The following is a 14982-nucleotide window of genomic DNA, read 5'->3' as shown; positions in this document are numbered from 1 at the left end:
GTGAACCCATGAGTTCGTCCACCCCGACCAACACTTCGAAGCTGGATCGCATCCTCGCCGACAACCAGCGCGACAAGGAAATGGGCTACCGCGACAAGGCCCTGAAGATGTACCCGCACGTGTGTGGCCGCTGCGCCCGTGAGTTTTCCGGCAAGCGCCTGAGCGAGCTGACCGTACATCACCGCGACCACAACCACGACAACAACCCGCAGGACGGTTCCAACTGGGAACTGCTGTGCCTGTACTGCCACGACAACGAACACTCGCGCTACACCGACCAGCAGTATTTTGGCGAAGGCTCCCTGAGCACGCCGAAAATCGCCAAGGCCACGCATAACCCGTTTGCGGCACTGGCCGGCCTCATGAAAAAAGAAGACTGAGCCAGCCATGATCGTTCCCACATCAGTCACCGCAGATCCTGAATCTGCCCGCCCTCCCCCAATCCCCGTATAATCGCCCTCTTTTTCCCGAAGGCACCCCGCTCGTGGCAGACAAACGGTACAGCTGCATTGGTTTGTATAACCCCAAATCACCGGAAAACGTCGGTTCGGTGATGCGCGCCGCAGGCTGCTACGGCGTGTCGACCGTGTTCTACACCGGCAAGCGCTATGAGCGCGCCGCCGATTTCGTCACCGACACCAAGCGCGTGCACTACGACATTCCGCTGATCGGCATCGACGACCTGAAAAAGATCCTGCCGCTCAATTGCGTCCCCGTTGCCGTGGAACTGGTCGACGGCGCCCGCCCGTTGCCGGAATACACCCACCCTGATCGCGCTCTGTACATCTTCGGCCCCGAAGACGGCTCGCTGGATCAGGATATCCGCGATTGGTGCGAAGACGTCGTGTACATCCCGACCACCGGTTGCATGAACCTCGCCGCCACGGTCAACGTCGTGCTTTACGACCGCATGGCCAAAGGGCTGAACACTCGCTCCGGGCCGAAATTTCGCTGAACCGCCGCACATCCGATGGAACAAGCTGACCGCCCCGGCAGTCAGCTTGTTTATCGACTACTCATTGCCTGGAGAAAGATCATGACCGAGCTCAAACGCGTCGAGCGTATCGAATCCACCCCGTTCCAGACCCGTTCCGAACAGAACGTTGAAGGCTGGGAGCGCATCGGCTCGCTGGCCGGCGGCGTGATCATGGTCGGCAAGGGCCTGCGCCGTGGCGGCGTGTTCGGTCTGATTCAGGTGGCGATTGGCGGCGTGGCCATGGCCCGTGGCATCACCGGGCACAGTTCGGTGAAAAGCCTGCTGGAGAAAAGCCGTCAGGACATGAACAACGTGCGCACGAAGATCGAGCGCGCCGGTGAAGAGCTGAACAAGCTCAAAGCCAATGCCGAAGCGGCGACCAAAACCGCCACCGTGACCGGCAATGATTCGGTGAAGTCGCCCAAAGCCGGGGTCTGATCGCTACTGAATCAATCCGGTATCAAGCACCTTGGACGACTCGCCGATGACACTTTCGGCGAGTTGTACAAACGCCTTGGTATCCACCGTCCCCAGATGCATCGCTCCGCGCAGCACATCATCCAGCGACCGTTTGTTGCGGGTCTTCAGACGGATCTCGCGATCCAGTTCCTGTAACAGCTGAACTGCTTTGGAGACCTGCGCCGGGCTGATCTGCTCGCCGCGCAACGTCGTCACCTTCTGGCTGTCTTTCGCCAGTTTCACCTGATAAGCCTGATAACGCTCATCGCTCATACCGCCAGCACGACGAACCAGCTCGACGGCGTAATACTCGGCGAAACCTTCCTTGATCCAGTCACTGCGCTGCTCATCGTTGATCAGCCCGAACACTTGCGCCAACTCGCGGACCAATGGGCTGCTGCCGCTCTCGCTGACCAGTGGCAACCGCGTGTTGAGATAGATCGACTCCCGTGCCGCCAGGCTGCCGCGCCACATCGGGTCGTTGGCACCGACAATCAGCAGTTTGCCGGGATGGCGCGGATACACCGCTTGCACCTGCGGCCAGACGAATGTCAGCAGAGTCAGCACGTCCATCCGGCGCATGCCCTGGCCTTGGGGCGAGGCCACCGTCACTTCGGTTTCACCCAATCGTGTGCGGCGGCTGCCGAGATGACCGGCGAGCATCCAGCCCGTGGGTCGGTCGAACAGGCGTGACGGATTGTCGATGCGGAATTTGTTCTTGCCGATGCGCGGCCAGGCGGTTTCGACGCTTTTCCAGCCGTCGGGCAGTTCGAATTGCAGGCGTGAGACCAGTTCGATGCCGTCCTGTTGATCAAGCTTCGCAGGGGGTACCAGTTCATCGCCGCGCATCAACGCCCAGGTCGGGGTCATGCGCGTGTCGAAGCTGCCGCTCTTGCGGCCGTGGCTGATGCGCACGCGGTAGGTCAGGCTGGCCTTGTCCGCCGTCGGGTGCCAGACCCCGCGCGCCGGTTTGCCCGTCGTCAGTTGCCACTGGCCGTCGGCCTTGAAGTCGCTGTAATGGCTGCCGTCGCCGAGATCGAAGTCCAGACTGCGCACGACCTCGCCCTTGGCCAGGGTCAGACGCACTTCCGCCTGATCGCTTTGCGGCAACAGACGCACGTGGTAATCCAGATCGACTTTTTTCGCAGCCCACACCGGCGCGCTCAATACCAGCAATCCTGTGAGCAGTGCCTGACGCAATCCCGAAGCCATGCACACTCCTTTGTGAATCGGTGAAGGTTTATCCGGCCCGGAAAATCAGGTGATCTTCCCAATCGTCTTCCGGCACGCTGCCTTCGGCGAGCATGCGCCCGGATTGGGAAATCCGCTCGTGGTGCACGGCGTCGCGATCACCGCAGACCAGGTGATGCCACAACGGCAGGTCCTTGCCCTCGCTGACCAGTCGATAACCGCAGGTCGCCGGCAGCCATTTGAATTCTTCGGCCTGGCCCGGGGTGAGCTGGATGCAGTCCGGGACAAACTTGATGCGGTTCGGGTAATCGCTGCACTGACAGGTTTTCAGATCCAGCAGTTTGCAGGCGATACGCGTGTAATAGACGCTGTTGTCTTCTTCATCCTCGAGCTTCTGCAGGCAGCACAGGCCACATCCGTCGCACAGCGATTCCCATTCCTCATGATCCAGTTGATCGAGGGTTTTGCGTTTCCAGAACGGTTCGACTTTGGCGGCCATGGCTCAAGCATCAACATCAGGTGGTGAAAAGGCCGCCAGTCTAGTGCCCAGGGCCCCGTGGGCCAAGCGCTGGCGACTGCCGGTTGTGCAGGGCTTGTCAGTTTTTGCGCGGCCAAGTAGCTTTGCCGTTCTCAAGAAGCCCTGGCTGGGTGCCATTAACGCTCGACCGCGTTGCATTCCGGTGAACTGCACGGCTTCAGATACAGCCCCCATCGTTCAGCCCAACTGATCCCGCCGGGTTTTGCTTCAAACCTATCCTCAAACGTAGCAAGGAATCTCTCGATGAGTGCCAACCCTCGCGTTGCCGAATACGCCATTCACCCGCAGTTCACCGATCGCTGGTCGCCCCGCGCCTTTACCGGCGAAGCGATTTCCGAGGAAACCCTGCTGAGCTTTTTCGAAGCCGCGCGCTGGGCGCCGTCGGCGTACAACTCGCAGCCGTGGCGTTTTCTCTACGCCCGTCGCGACACGCCGAACTGGGAGCGTTATCTGGGCCTGCTCAACGAATTCAACCGCAGCTGGGCACAGCACGCGTCGGCGCTGGTGATCGTGATTTCGAAAACTACCTTCACCGCACCGGGCGCGACCGAAGAAACGCCAGCGCTGTGGCACACCTTTGACACCGGTTCCGCGTGGGGTCATCTGGCGCTGCAAGCGAGCCTCAGCGGCTGGCACACCCACGGCATGGCCGGCTTCGATCAGGAGCTGACCCGTAAAGAGCTGAACATTCCGCAAGGTTATGCGCTGCACGCCGCCGTCGCGGTGGGCAAGCTGGGTGACAAGGCAACCCTGGCGGATTACCTGCAAGCGCGGGAAACGCCGAGCCCGCGTCGTCCGTTGAGCGAGCTGGCGGCTGAAGGCGATTTCACCCTCTAAGCTACATCGTTTGATCGTTCCCACGCAGACGGTTCGACGTGGGAACGATCTCTCAGAACTCAGTAACCGCGCGCGAAATCCACTTCCCCACGCAACGCTTCGCCCGCCTGATACGCCCGCAAATTATCCAGAAACAACTGCACCATCATCGGCGGCGACGTCGGTGCCGAGCTGTGCCCGGTCAACAGCAAACCCCAGGCGGTCCAGAACGGATGACGTTGCGGCAGTGGTTCCTGGCGGCAGACGTCGATCACCGCGCCGGCCAGATGGCCTTCCTTCAGCGCTTCCACCAGATCCGCATCGACTACCGCCACACCGCGCCCGGCGTTGATGAACAACCCGGTCGGCTTGAATTGCTTGAACAGCGCCGCGTCGTAGATGTCGTGGGTGTGCTCGGTGTTGGGCAGCAGATTGACCACGTAATCCACTTCGCCCACCAGCCGTGGCAGGTCCGCCATCGAACCGACTTCGACAAACGGCGCCTGCTCCCGGGCGCTGCTGGCGATGCCGTACAACTCAACGCCGAATGGCCGCAGAAACTGCGCGACGCTCTGGCCAATGTCACCGGTGCCGACGATCAGCACCTTGCGCCCGACCAGGCTCTGACCGGTGCGATTGTCCCACTTGCGCTCGACCTGGCTCACCAGCCGGGCCAGCACTTCGCGCTCGTGACCGAGCATGTAGGTCAGCACGTACTCGGCCATCACCTGCCCGAAAATGCCGACCGCCCGGGTCAGGCGGTAATCCCGGCGCAGGCCGTCGGCCAGCAGCGGCGTGATGCCGGCCCAGGTCGATTGCAGCCATTGTGGCTGGTGGCCTTGACGCAGCAGGGTCGCCAGCAGATCCGGCTGCCCCAGCCACACCGGGCAATCGACGGCCTGGCGAGCCAGTTCGGCGGAGTCACCGCTGGTCAGCACTTCAAGCTCCGGGGCCGCCTGACGCAGCAGTCGGGCGTATATCGCGTGGTCGTGTTCAGCAATCAGAACGCGCATCTTCAAACCTTTCGCAAACCGTGCAGACGGCCGCCCACTTCGTGGCAGTCGTCGCCGTAAAAACAGTTCCAGGGATTACAAGAGGCCCGGGACCGGGCCTCGCAGGTCAGACCGGGTCGTTGCGTCGCAGCAACTCTTCCGGCAAGTGCTCGATGTACTCTTCCTCGGCCGGCGGCATCTGCAGGTGATAGCCCTGCTTGTCGAGGTTCTCCAGGACGACGGCGATGTCTTCGCTGGCCAGCTTGCGCTCGGGGGTCAGCACCAGATCGAAGGAATGCTTCGCCTTGCCGAACGCCGCCATCAGGCCTTCCGGCACACGCTCCAGGGCATCGCTTTTGAGCACGTAAAGGTACATGCCGCTTTTCTTCGAACTTTGGTAAATGGAGCAAATACGTTTCATGGCTGTTCTCCGGCAGTGGCCAGGCTGTCGAGCAGCTTCTGGCCCATCAATTCGCGGCGCCAGCCACGCAGCGAATCAGGCAATTGGTAAGGGCCCTCGGGGAAGCCGCTTTTGACCAGCGCTTCGAGGGTTTTCTTGCGCAGCATCAGTTCCGGTGCGATGCCCAGGCGTTCGGCCTCGGCCTGGCCCAAGGCGCGCAGTTGCTTGATCAGCGCGGCAGCTTCGATCGGCAGCGGCTCCGGCACGGCTGGCGGCCACTGATCAGGCCCCACACTGCCAGAGCGCTTGATCAGATCAAGCAGAAACTCGCCGTCCTGACGCACGGTACGCGGGTGCATGTCTTCGATCTTGCCCAGCGCGCTGAGGTTGTCCGGTTGCGTGCGGGCCAGCGGCCACAACGAATGCTCACGGACGATACGGTTGCGCGGCAGGTCGCGGGCACGGGCCTCGCGCTCACGCCAGGCGCACAGTTCGCGCAGAACAGCGAGTTGTGCGCGGGACAGTTTCCACGCCAGTTTCGCCTCGCGATACACCTCGTACGGATCGGTCTCGCGACGCAGGTTGGCGACCAGTTCGGCGCCGTCCTCCAGCACCCAGGAAAATTTGTCGTCAGACAGTTTCGGACGCAGTTGTACGAAAACTTCCGCAAGATGCACGGCGTCTTCGGCGGCATAGCTGATTTGCGTGTCGGACAACGGACGCTGCAACCAGTCGGAACGGGTTTCGCCCTTCGGCAGTTCGATGCCAAGCACTTCCTGCACCAGACGCGAATAGCCCATCGAGAACCCGAGGTTCAGGTAGGCCGCAGCCAGTTGCGTGTCGAACAGCGGCGCCGGCAGGCTGCCGGTCAGGCGCAGCAGGACTTCGAGGTCTTCGCTGCAGGCGTGCAGAACTTTGAGCACCGCCGGGTTTTCCAGCAACGCCGCCAGCGGTTGCCAGGCGTCAATGGTCAGCGGGTCGATCAGATAGGCGCGTTTGCCGTCGCCGACCTGCAACAGACCGGCAATCGGGTAGAAGGTGTCGACCCGCATGAATTCGGTGTCGAGGGCAACGAAAGGCAGCTGCTGCCACTCGGCGCAAAACTGCGCGAGGCTATCGTTGTCGCGAATCCAGTGAATATCGATGGCCACACGGCTCTCCCTTCAAGAATGGCGCGCAGTATATATCGCCACCGGCGCTTTCCGCGCCTCTGCAGGGCAAGAGCGTTGATGAAATCTCCTGCCTGCCAGCAAGAATAGTCTTACAGAACAATTCCGACGGATCAGTCCTTGGCCAATACGCCGTCGATGACCGCACCACGGCAACCGGCAAACAGATCCAGATCGTGCTGATAGACCTTGCTCTGCACTTCCAGCAGACCGAGCATCGAATGGAACAGGTTGTCCTGGCTCAACGGTTTGTCGCGGCTCAATTGCAGGCAATGGGTGTCGACCGAATAGGACTTCTGATAGCTGTCAGAGAACCACGCCAGCATCGCCACATGTTTCTGTTGTTCCGGCGCCAGCATGTATGGCGTGCCGTGCAGGAACAGGTTGTACTCGCCCAGGGACTCGCCGTGATCGGAGAGGTACAGCATGGCGGTATCGACTTTCTCCTGATTGCTGCGCAACACATCGATCAGGCTCGACAGCACATGGTCGGTGTACACCAGCGTATTGTCGTAACCGTTGACGATGCTCTCGCGGCTGCAATTGTTCAGCGCGTTGCTTTCACACACTGGCGTGAAGTGCTCGTATTCCTTGGGATAACGCTTGAAGTATTCCGGGCCGTGGCTGCCCATCTGGTGCAGCACCAGCACGGTGTCCTTGTCCAGGTGATCAATGAAACTCTGCAGGCCTTGCAGGAGGATTTCGTCACGGCATTCGCTGTTGGCGCAAAGTGCCGGGTCTTTCAGATTACTCACATCCTGCAGGGTGACGCGATCGCAGGTGCCTTTGCAACCCGACTGGTTGTCGCGCCAGATCACATCGATGCCGGCGCGTTTGAGCACGTCCAGCAGCCCTTCTTCATTCTTCGCCTTGCTGGCGTCGTAATCCTTGCGGCCCATGTTGGAGAACATGCACGGCACCGACACGGCCGTTTCCGTGCCGCAGGAATGCACGTCAGTGAAGGCGATCAAACCTGCTTCCTTGTCCAGTTTCGGCGTCGTATCACGGCCGTAACCGAGGATGCCGAAGTTCTCCGCCCGGGCACTTTCGCCCACCACCAGCACGGTCAGCGACTTGCGCGGACGGTTTTGCAGTGCGGGGTTACGCTGGGCGTCTTCACCGATCTTGATGAACGGTTGCCGGGCGGAAACCACCTGTTCCCGCAGATAGCCGGCCGACGCGCCGATGTAATTGCTCGGCACCAACATCAGGCGCAATTCGTGGTGGTTGCGAAACAGCGAAGACAAGCCCTGATAGTTGACCAGCGCCACGCCGCCAATCACGGCGACCGATGCTGCACACACCACAACTTTGCTTAATAACTCTCGGTGCCAGCGACGATATTCAACGGGCAACTTCCACAACAACCACGACGGCAATACGCCCAAAAACAACATATAGGCGAACAACTTCAATGACAGCAGATCACGAACTTCGGTGGCATTGGTTTCAGCGAAGTTGCGAAACATGCCGGCGTCAATCATCACGCCATACTGACTCATGAAATAAGCCACACCGGCACTGATCAGAAACAGCGCCGCCAACACCGGTTTCAATACCGGGCGAAACGCCAGAAGGGTCAGCACGATGTTGTATGCCGCGAAGATCATCACCCCGAACGCAATGCCCATGGTGATGCCGCCGGCACCGGTAATCTCGAGGAGATGTTGCCAAAGTACGAAATTGAATCCGATCAAAAGAAAGGCGCTGGCAAACAACGTCACCCATTCCGGGCGCACGGCTTTTAACTTCAACATAGGCGGGGGGCTATTTCCTGAAAAGAAGCGCCGTGGCCAATTGTGAAAACTTCATTGACCCGGGCGATGAAAACTCTACGCAGGCCCCCATCAATTTTTTGTGAAAAAGAAGCCAACGATTAGTTGGCTCATGAAATAACCATGAATTCTGAACATTCGTCAGGTGTGATTCAGAAAAAATACAGCTCGCTCCGGCAGAGCGCACGGGAGGCGTATCGACTTTTTAAATACTCCTCGGGATTTTCTGATTTGCCGGCGCCACTAGCGCGCCCGCCTAATCGACAGCCTCTGATTCAAAGGTCTGAAGATGGAAAACGTTCGCGCCACTGCCCGCCCCGCCGTCTGGCTGATGCTTGGCATCGTCCTTGTCGCTCTTAACCTGCGCCCGTCGATGGCCGCCGTCGGGCCTTTGCTGTCGGCGATTCGCGGCGACATACCGTTGAGCTTCAGCCTCGCCTCGCTGCTGACCATGCTGCCGGTGATGGCCATGGGGCTGGCGATGTTTTTCGGGATCGGCATCAGCCAGCGTCTGGGGGAACGGCGCACGGTGGTGCTGTCGTTGCTGATCATCGGACTGGCAACGCTGTCGCGGCTGTTTCTCGACTCGGCGGCGCAGCTGATCGTCAGCGCCGTCCTTGCCGGGATCGGCATCGCGCTGATTCAAGCGTTAATGCCGGCCCTGATCAAGTCGAGATTTCCCGACAACGTGGCGTTGTGCATGGGGCTGTATGTCACATCGATCATGGGCGGGGCCGCGCTGGCCGCTTCGTTCGCGCCTCAGGTGATGCTTGGTACCGGCAGCTGGCGGGCGGGGCTGGCGATCTGGGCGGCACTGGCGTTGCTCGCCTTGTTTTTCTGGCTGGCACAACGCGATGACGTACCCTCCATCACCACCGCCGTGAAGAAGGAGGCCTTCTTCACCCATTCCCGCGCCTGGCTGCTCGCCATCTTCTTCGGTCTGGGGACAGCGTCCTACACCTGCGTACTCGCGTGGCTGGCTCCGTACTACGTGGAAAACGGCTGGAGCGAACAGAACGCCGGTCTGCTGTTGGGTTTTCTGACGGCCATGGAGGTGATTTCCGGTCTGGTGGTTCCCGCTATCGCCAACCGCAGCCGTGACCGACGTTGGGTACTGGGCGCCCTGCTGGTGCTGATCATCGCCGGGTTCTGCGGCTTGATCCTCAGCCCGCAACTTCTGAGCCTGTTGTGGCCGTGCCTGCTGGGCCTGGGAATTGGCGGGCTGTTCCCGATGAGCCTGATCGTCTCCCTCGATCACCTCGACAATCCGCAGCGCGCCGGCGCGCTGACCGCTTTTGTGCAAGGGATCGGTTATCTGATTGCGGGCCTTTCACCCCTGCTGGCCGGGATGATCCGCGATCAACTGGGCAGCTTCGAATGGGCCTGGTGGTCGCTGACAGCTGTCATGGCGCTCATGCTGTTGATCGTGTGGCACTTCGACCCTCGGCGTTACGCCCGGCACTTTCGCTGATCGGGCGTTGTGCACGGTGCTTCACCCCTCTGGCTAAAGGCTTCTGGCCATCTTTTACAGGATCGTTTTGACACGTCGTATTACTAAAACTTTCTGTCCCACAACTGTCCGTGAAAAATCCTACAGGGCTTTCTCCTGGCACCATCGTTCCGTTACGATCATGCGCACACGTTTGCGCGGATTCGGCGCAAGGAGCACAGCGAGACAGAACGGATGCTGAACAGTAACTTGCTTAGAAAGCTCGACATGCAGGATCTCATGGTGTTTGTCGCCGTGTATGAGCAAAGCAGCGTCACCGATGTGTCGGAGGCGCTGTTTGTCAGTCAGTCCACCGTCAGTTACTGCCTGAAGAAACTGCGTACCAGTTTTGAAGACGAATTGTTCGTCAACACCCGCACGGGCATGCGCCCGACCTACAAGGCCAGCAGCATGTATGGCCATGTGCAGAAAATCCTCGAAAGCATCAACCTGTGCCACGCCGGCGCCCCGACCTTCGACCCGATGGCGCAACCGGTGACCTTCAACATCTGCGCCCCGGAATATTTCGAGCAACTGATCCTGCCGCGCATGCTCAAGCGTTTTGACTTCGACGACCTTCCGGTGATGGTCAACATGCACAAGTTCGAAACCGACGTGCCAGCGCAGGAACTGCGCGATGGCAGCCTCGATCTGGTGATCTGTTTCGGTCCGCACTTCCACCGCAGCCATACCGACCTGAAATCGCAGATGCTGCTGGAAGATGACCTGGTCTGCGTCTTCGATAAACGCGCAACGCCGCTGGAGCCGCGCCTGAGCCTGCAAGCCTTCACCGAACGCCGGCATGTGTTCCCCACGCCTTGGACGTCCACCACCAATATGGTCGATGGCTGGCTGGCACGGCAGGCACAGAAGCGTCAGATCGTCGCCCGTTCCAACAGCTACAGCGCAGCGTTGAAGATGATCACCGGCACCGATTTCATCCTCACCCTGCCCCGGCGTATCCAGCGTTTGCTGACCAACGACGCGGTGTTCAATCACTGCGAGGCCCCCAACGGCCTGCCAGGTTTCACCCTCGACATGCAGTGGAGCCACAACGTCGATCAGGACAGCGCCAACCTCTGGCTGCGCGAGCAGGTCATCAAGACCTGCGCGGAGCTGGAGGCGGCCTGAGTCTTACACGCCGATGGCGACTTTGCTGTAGGACTCGCGGTCGATATCGAGCAGTTCCACGCTCAACTGCACCTCGACACCGGCCGGCCATTCGCAAAGGTCCTGCAGCACCGCCAACAGGTTTTGCGAGAGTTGCTTCTTGATCTCCGGGGAACGACCGCTGAGCAGCGCCAGCCTCACCGCCACAAAGGCCCGCTCTCATGGAGGTGCCGACCTTGAAGGTCTCCACCTTGAGCGCACGACTCTTGATATCGAACTCCGCCGCGAACTGACCGGAACCCACCAGGGTGTTGTTGAGCCGGATCAACGCCACATCGGCGTTCAGTTGCGGCAGGTTGGCGGTGTATTCCATGTGCAGGTGTGGCATCGGGAGACTCCAGTCAGTCGGCAGAAAGGCCGTACATATAACACAGCTGCACCCTACTCTCCTGCGGCTTTTTCCGACACTGGGACGGGAAGTCCCCGACGCAGTGCCAGGGTTTCCCAGATCGCTACCAGCACCACGACTGCCGTGGTCAACGCGCCCAGCGCCAAGGCTGAAAACCAGTGATTCAGTGCCAGCGGCAACAGCAGCACGAGCACTACCAATCCGAATACATGGGATAACGGTGGAAACGGTCGGTCAGCCATGACCCACTTGAACAGTGCATTGCCGAGCAGGAACAACCACGGCCCGGCAACGATCACGAAGATGCCGGCATCGCTGGCATGATCCGGGTGCACCAGCACCAGTTCGTCGGCCACCGCGCTGACAATGACCCCGGCGACAATCAGCACATGCAGGTAGGTGTAGGCGATTCGCGCCTGGCGCCCGGGGTCGGCGGAATGAGCGATACGGTGGTGCGCGCGCTCCGCACCGCTGTCGAAGTACACCCACCACATGGCGATGCTGCCCAGCACCGCCACCAGAAACGCCAGCAGTCCATCGCGGACCGGAACCAGTTCGGCAAAGGTCGCACCGGTCACCAGCAACGACTCACCCAGAGCGATGATCACGAACAGCGCGCAACGCTCGGCCATGTGATTGCCTTCGACATTCCAGTCGCTCAGCGACGAGCGTCCCAGCCCCGGCACCCAGAAATACAATGACGGCGAAATCAGTTCGATCAGCAGCGCCAGCGCCCAGCAAAGTAGCCGCTGCTCGCCTTCGACTAACGCCCCGCCGATCCAGAACACCCCGGACAACACCAGCCACGCGAGGATGCGCTGGAAGTTGCGCGTCATGTTCAGCGACTCGCCGCGTACCGCCCAGATTGCGAACAGCGTGCGCCCGACCTGCATGAACACGAACGCCGCCGCGAACATCAGACCGCGCTCGGTGAATGCCTTGGGAATCGAAGACGAAAGCAGCAAACCGGCGATCATCAGACCGAACAGCCCGAGGCGCACCGGCAGTTTTTCCGGATCGAGCCAGTTGGTGATCCAGGACGTGAAAATCCACACCCACCACACCGCGACCATTATCAGGGTCACCTGCACCGCACCGAGAACCGACAAGTGCGCGAGCAAGGTGTGGGACAGCTGAGTCACGGCGAACACGAACACCAGATCGAAAAACAGCTCGACCATGCCGACCTTGCCGCTATCGAGACCGCCGCGCCCACGCAGCAAACCACGGGAAATGCTCATGGGATCGAGGCTCCACCGAGTTCAGGTGTACTCAGCAAAGCAGCCGGATCACGGCTCGGCAAGTCAGAGCGGAGAGTGAGGCCGCTCACTCATGAACTGCTCCAGCCGCGAACGCAGCCAGCGCTCGGCCGGGTCGCTGTCGACATGGCTGAGCCAGACCATCGACAGGTCGAGCGTCGGAGTCTTGAACGGGAACGGCTCCTTGAACAGCAGGCCCGAGGCGGCCATGGCTTCGGCGGTGTAGTCCGGCAGGCTGGCGATCAGATCGGTGCCGGCCAGCAGCGCCGGCAACGAACTGTACTGCGGTACCGACAACACCACCTGACGAGTGCGACCTATATCCGCCAGCCACTCATCGGCGTAGCCACTGACGTTGGCGGTGTGAGAAACCAGCACATGCGGGCGGGCGCAATATTCATCGAGGGTCAGCGGTGTGGCGGACTTGTCGGCGCGCAGGATGCTCGGCTGAATATGTCGCAGCAGCTTGCGTTTGGCATTGGCCGGCAGGCCACGGGTCTGGCTGATGCCGACGGTGATGTCGCCAGCGGCCAGCAGATCGGGAATCCGCCAGTAATCGACATGCTGCACCACGAACGCCACGTTCGGTGCTTCCTGCCGCAAGGCACGCAACAGCGGTGGCAACAGACCGAATTCGACGTCATCCGACAGGCCGATGCGAAACGTCATGGTGCTGACGGCGGGATCGAAATCACGGGTCAGGCTCAGCGCCACTGACAACGAGTCCAGCGCGGGTTTCAAATGGCGATAGATATCTTCGGCGCGGGCCGTCGGCTCCATGCGGTGGCCGACGCGGATGAACAGCGGATCGTTGAGCATCGTGCGCAAGCGATTGAGCGCCGAGCTGATGGTCGGCTGGCCGAGAAACAGTTTCTCGGCGGCCCGGGTCACATTGCGTTCGAGCATCAAGGTCTCGAACACCACCATCAGGTTGATGTCGGCCTTGCGAAGTTCATTGCGGTTCATCCATTGCCCCCCCAGTCCCCGGATTGCGGGCAGTGTAGAAAGCCCTGTCGTTATCGTCTATGCGCGAATGGTCCAGTTGATCCTCAGAAGGCCAATCCTGAGGCCCTGCACTGCGCTTCGCAGAAACATGATCCAACGATTGGAAACAAATCCCCGATAGCCAAATAACAGGGCTCCGCTAGGCTTGCGACGATGCGCCAAACAGGTTGTCGCAATATCCCATCGCATGGAGCGAACTGAATGTATTTCGAGATTTACAGGCAATCCAGGGGCACCCCGAGCACCGGTAAGGGCCAATGGCGCTGGCGGCTACGGGCGGGGAACCATGAGACGGTTGCCAGTGGGGAGTCGTATGTGAACAAGGCGGATTGTCTGCATGTGATCGAGTTGATCAAGGGTGTGCAGGGGGATACGCCGGTCAAGGAGATTTGACCGCCGGCTGATAACCCTGCAGAAGCGAAAAAGCCCCGCGGATTTTCATCTGCGGGACTTTCCGAGACTGACGCCCCCCCTGTCTTCAGAACTTCTCGGGGATGTGCCGGAAGGGATAATCCGACTCCTTGTAGCCCCCAGGCTTCTGCCGCTTGGGTAGCTCAACCTTCTCGCGCGAAACACTCTTGTACGGAATGCGGCTGAGAAGATCGGAGATGATATTCAGACGCGCTCGCCGCTTGTCATTCGAGTCGGCCACCAGCCAGGGTGCATATTCGGTATCGGTTGCCTTGATCATGTCGTCACGCGCCCGCGAGTAGTCATACCAGCGGCTGTACGACTTGAGATCCATGGGAGACAGTTTCCAGATCTTTCGACCGTCCTTGATACGCTCTTCCAGCCGACGGGTCTGCTCTTCCTGACTGACGTTCAACCAGTATTTGAGCAGAATCACCCCGGAATCGACGATGGCACGCTCCACCAGGGGCACCGTCTTGAGAAATTTTTCAGCCTGATTCTCGGTACAGAACCCCATCACCCGCTCGACACCGGCGCGGTTGTACCAACTGCGATCGAAGATCACCACCTCACCGGCCGCCGGCAGATAAGGCAGGTAGCGCTGCAGATACATCTGGCTCTTCTCACGCTCGCTCGGGGCCGGCAACGCTACCACCCGGAAAACCCGCGGGCTGACCCGATCAGTAAGCGCCTTGATCGTCCCGCCTTTACCCGCACCATCACGCCCTTCGAAAATTACACAGACCTTGATGCCCTCAGCCCTCACCCATTCCTGCAGTTTGACGAGCTCAACGTGCAGTCGACGCAACTCCGCCAGATAGTCTTTGCTCGACAACTTCGGGCGATCTGCGGGGGTGTCTTTAGGCGAGTCTTTCTTCTTTCCCTTTGCCATGACCGAACCTAATGCATTGAAGGGGCTGACCGCCGGAGTTATGGCGGCCCATGAGCTGGAATGCAGGAGTTTAGTCAGTTAATTCGGAATG

The 14982-nt window shown here is 60.2% G+C and carries 16 protein-coding genes and 1 pseudogene; 7 read left to right on the top strand and 10 right to left on the bottom strand.

The window, feature by feature from the left end; genetic code table 11:
- Window positions 1-8: 8 nt before the first annotated feature.
- The 3 genes from CAF87_RS25750 to CAF87_RS25740 all read left to right on the top strand — a co-directional run bounded on the left by CAF87_RS25750 (window position 9) and on the right by CAF87_RS25740 (window position 1414).
- Entirely contained in the window at window positions 9-380 is a 372-nt protein-coding gene (locus tag CAF87_RS25750; RefSeq protein ID WP_007944009.1) for a YajD family HNH nuclease, read from the top strand.
- Window positions 381-484: 104 nt separating this feature from the next.
- Window positions 485-955, top strand: a complete 471-nt coding sequence (locus CAF87_RS25745) for an RNA methyltransferase (RefSeq protein WP_085730025.1) — start codon at window positions 485-487, stop codon at window positions 953-955.
- An 81-nt stretch (window positions 956-1036) separates the two neighbouring features.
- A complete protein-coding gene (locus CAF87_RS25740) occupies window positions 1037-1414 on the top strand; it encodes a DUF2892 domain-containing protein (RefSeq protein ID WP_085730024.1) in 378 nt (125 codons plus the stop codon).
- 3 nt (window positions 1415-1417) lie between these two features.
- Here the strand turns inward: CAF87_RS25740 and CAF87_RS25735 are convergent, their stop codons facing one another.
- Window positions 1418-2647 carry a hypothetical protein gene (locus CAF87_RS25735; RefSeq protein WP_085730023.1) on the bottom strand — a complete coding sequence of 410 codons (1230 nt, stop codon included), beginning with the start codon at window positions 2645-2647 and terminating at the stop codon, window positions 1418-1420.
- Window positions 2648-2675: 28 nt separating this feature from the next.
- Window positions 2676-3125 carry a YcgN family cysteine cluster protein gene (locus tag CAF87_RS25730; RefSeq protein ID WP_085730022.1) on the bottom strand — a complete coding sequence of 150 codons (450 nt, stop codon included), beginning with the start codon at window positions 3123-3125 and terminating at the stop codon, window positions 2676-2678.
- A 282-nt stretch (window positions 3126-3407) separates the two neighbouring features.
- Here CAF87_RS25730 and CAF87_RS25725 point away from each other — a divergent pair, with 282 nt between their 5' ends.
- A complete protein-coding gene (locus CAF87_RS25725; RefSeq protein ID WP_007958056.1) occupies window positions 3408-4001 on the top strand; it encodes a nitroreductase family protein in 594 nt (197 codons plus the stop codon).
- A 59-nt stretch (window positions 4002-4060) separates the two neighbouring features.
- Here CAF87_RS25725 and CAF87_RS25720 read toward each other — a convergent pair whose 3' ends face one another.
- The 4 genes from CAF87_RS25720 to CAF87_RS25705 all read right to left on the bottom strand — a co-directional run bounded on the left by CAF87_RS25720 (window position 4061) and on the right by CAF87_RS25705 (window position 8298).
- Window positions 4061-4993 (bottom strand): D-2-hydroxyacid dehydrogenase, encoded by a 933-nt coding sequence (locus CAF87_RS25720; RefSeq protein ID WP_085710268.1) that lies wholly within the window; start codon window positions 4991-4993, stop codon window positions 4061-4063.
- 106 nt (window positions 4994-5099) lie between these two features.
- On the bottom strand, window positions 5100-5393 hold the full coding sequence (locus CAF87_RS25715) for a YcgL domain-containing protein (RefSeq protein WP_085703814.1): 294 nt from the start codon (window positions 5391-5393) through the stop codon (window positions 5100-5102).
- On the bottom strand, window positions 5390-6523 hold the full coding sequence (rnd, locus tag CAF87_RS25710) for a ribonuclease D (protein ID WP_085730021.1): 1134 nt from the start codon (window positions 6521-6523) through the stop codon (window positions 5390-5392). Before rnd ends, CAF87_RS25715 begins: the two co-directional genes overlap by 4 nt.
- A 131-nt stretch (window positions 6524-6654) precedes the next feature.
- The gene (locus CAF87_RS25705; protein ID WP_085730020.1) at window positions 6655-8298 is read right to left on the bottom strand and encodes a phosphoethanolamine transferase; all 1644 of its coding nucleotides are present in this window, start codon (window positions 8296-8298) and stop codon (window positions 6655-6657) included.
- A gap of 307 nt (window positions 8299-8605) precedes the next feature.
- On the opposite strand from CAF87_RS25705, the gene CAF87_RS25700 reads away from it, so the two are divergent.
- Both CAF87_RS25700 and CAF87_RS25695 read left to right on the top strand, forming a co-directional pair.
- Complete coding sequence (locus tag CAF87_RS25700; RefSeq protein ID WP_085730019.1) at window positions 8606-9787, top strand: cyanate transporter; 1182 nt, start codon at window positions 8606-8608, stop codon at window positions 9785-9787.
- Between the two features lie 213 nt (window positions 9788-10000).
- Window positions 10001-10936, top strand: a complete 936-nt coding sequence (locus CAF87_RS25695) for a LysR family transcriptional regulator (RefSeq protein WP_085730018.1) — start codon at window positions 10001-10003, stop codon at window positions 10934-10936.
- Between the two features lie 3 nt (window positions 10937-10939).
- On the opposite strand, the pseudogene CAF87_RS25690 reads toward CAF87_RS25695, so the two are convergent.
- From CAF87_RS25690 to CAF87_RS25680, 3 genes and pseudogenes are all read right to left on the bottom strand, one after another.
- Window positions 10940-11303, bottom strand: a pseudogene (locus tag CAF87_RS25690) (5-carboxymethyl-2-hydroxymuconate Delta-isomerase).
- A 53-nt stretch (window positions 11304-11356) separates the two neighbouring features.
- Window positions 11357-12565, bottom strand: a complete 1209-nt coding sequence (locus CAF87_RS25685) for a low temperature requirement protein A (protein ID WP_085730017.1) — start codon at window positions 12563-12565, stop codon at window positions 11357-11359.
- Window positions 12566-12628: 63 nt separating this feature from the next.
- Window positions 12629-13549: a LysR family transcriptional regulator gene (locus CAF87_RS25680; protein WP_085730016.1), complete on the bottom strand. Its 921-nt coding sequence runs from the start codon at window positions 13547-13549 to the stop codon at window positions 12629-12631.
- 240 nt (window positions 13550-13789) lie between these two features.
- Here CAF87_RS25680 and CAF87_RS25675 point away from each other — a divergent pair, with 240 nt between their 5' ends.
- A complete protein-coding gene (locus CAF87_RS25675) occupies window positions 13790-13981 on the top strand; it encodes a DUF1508 domain-containing protein (protein ID WP_085730015.1) in 192 nt (63 codons plus the stop codon).
- 85 nt (window positions 13982-14066) lie between these two features.
- Here CAF87_RS25675 and ppk2 read toward each other — a convergent pair whose 3' ends face one another.
- Window positions 14067-14891 carry a polyphosphate kinase 2 gene (ppk2, locus tag CAF87_RS25670; RefSeq protein WP_085730014.1) on the bottom strand — a complete coding sequence of 275 codons (825 nt, stop codon included), beginning with the start codon at window positions 14889-14891 and terminating at the stop codon, window positions 14067-14069.
- Window positions 14892-14982: the final 91 nt, after the last annotated feature.

Origin of the sequence: Pseudomonas sp. R38(2017) (assembly GCF_002112395.1) — a bacterium.
In the GTDB taxonomy this organism is placed as follows: domain Bacteria; phylum Pseudomonadota; class Gammaproteobacteria; order Pseudomonadales; family Pseudomonadaceae; genus Aquipseudomonas.
Note: the sequence above shows the minus strand (reverse complement) of the source record. Positions and strands in the feature narration are given on the sequence as shown.

Coding starts and splice junctions, on each gene's coding strand:
- CAF87_RS25740 (WP_085730024.1), top strand. CDS start 1,037: ATGACCGAGCTCAAACGCGTCGAGCGTATCGAATCCACCCCGTTCCAG.
- CAF87_RS25750 (WP_007944009.1), top strand. CDS start 9: ATGAGTTCGTCCACCCCGACCAACACTTCGAAGCTGGATCGCATCCTC.
- ppk2 (WP_085730014.1), bottom strand. CDS start 14,891: ATGGCAAAGGGAAAGAAGAAAGACTCGCCTAAAGACACCCCCGCAGAT.
- CAF87_RS25720 (WP_085710268.1), bottom strand. CDS start 4,993: ATGCGCGTTCTGATTGCTGAACACGACCACGCGATATACGCCCGACTG.
- CAF87_RS25705 (WP_085730020.1), bottom strand. CDS start 8,298: ATGTTGAAGTTAAAAGCCGTGCGCCCGGAATGGGTGACGTTGTTTGCC.
- CAF87_RS25680 (WP_085730016.1), bottom strand. CDS start 13,549: ATGAACCGCAATGAACTTCGCAAGGCCGACATCAACCTGATGGTGGTG.
- CAF87_RS25695 (WP_085730018.1), top strand. CDS start 10,001: ATGCTGAACAGTAACTTGCTTAGAAAGCTCGACATGCAGGATCTCATG.
- CAF87_RS25675 (WP_085730015.1), top strand. CDS start 13,790: ATGTATTTCGAGATTTACAGGCAATCCAGGGGCACCCCGAGCACCGGT.
- CAF87_RS25685 (WP_085730017.1), bottom strand. CDS start 12,565: ATGAGCATTTCCCGTGGTTTGCTGCGTGGGCGCGGCGGTCTCGATAGC.
- CAF87_RS25735 (WP_085730023.1), bottom strand. CDS start 2,647: ATGGCTTCGGGATTGCGTCAGGCACTGCTCACAGGATTGCTGGTATTG.
- CAF87_RS25715 (WP_085703814.1), bottom strand. CDS start 5,393: ATGAAACGTATTTGCTCCATTTACCAAAGTTCGAAGAAAAGCGGCATG.
- CAF87_RS25700 (WP_085730019.1), top strand. CDS start 8,606: ATGGAAAACGTTCGCGCCACTGCCCGCCCCGCCGTCTGGCTGATGCTT.
- CAF87_RS25730 (WP_085730022.1), bottom strand. CDS start 3,125: ATGGCCGCCAAAGTCGAACCGTTCTGGAAACGCAAAACCCTCGATCAA.
- CAF87_RS25725 (WP_007958056.1), top strand. CDS start 3,408: ATGAGTGCCAACCCTCGCGTTGCCGAATACGCCATTCACCCGCAGTTC.